This is a genomic window from Mitsuokella multacida DSM 20544, assembly GCF_000155955.1.
Classification (GTDB): Bacteria; Bacillota; Negativicutes; order Selenomonadales; family Selenomonadaceae; genus Mitsuokella; species Mitsuokella multacida.
Genome location: NZ_GG697143.2, coordinates 1 through 453 on the forward strand (window position 1 = coordinate 1; position 453 = coordinate 453).

A 453-nucleotide genomic window follows, 5' to 3' on the forward strand; every position below is an offset into this window, starting at 1 on the left:
ACCGGAGTGGACGGACCGCCGGTGTACCAGTTGTTTCGCCAGAAGCACAGCTGGGTAGCTGCGTCCGGAAGGGATAAACGCTGAAAGCATCTAAGCGTGAAGCCCGTCCCGAGATGAAGTATCTCATAGCACAAGCTAGTAAGACACCTTGAAGAAGACAAGGTTGATAGGGTAGATGTGGGAGTGCCGCAAGGCATGAAGCTGACTACTACTAATATGTCGAGGGCTTAACTAGAAAAACTAAAATGTAAAAGTAATTTCTTCTGTATAGTTTTGAATGTGCAAGCATTCAAATAGAATATCCGGTGATGATGCCTGAATGGTTCCACCTGTTCCCATACCGAACACAGTAGTTAAGCATTCAGAGGCCGAAAGTACTTGTCTGGAGACGGACTGGGAGGATAGGAAGTTGCCGGTTAAGCAGGAGCTCCGCTGAGGCGGAGCTCTTTTTTG

General features: G+C 47.9%; 2 rRNA genes. Both read left to right on the forward strand.

Annotation, left to right across the window (positions count from 1 at the left end):
- Positions 1 to 235 (forward strand): 23S ribosomal RNA (locus MITSMUL_RS10610); the annotation flags it as partial.
- 66 nt (positions 236 to 301) lie between these two features.
- Positions 302 to 418, forward strand: a 5S ribosomal RNA gene (rrf, locus tag MITSMUL_RS10615).
- Positions 419 to 453: the final 35 nt, after the last annotated feature.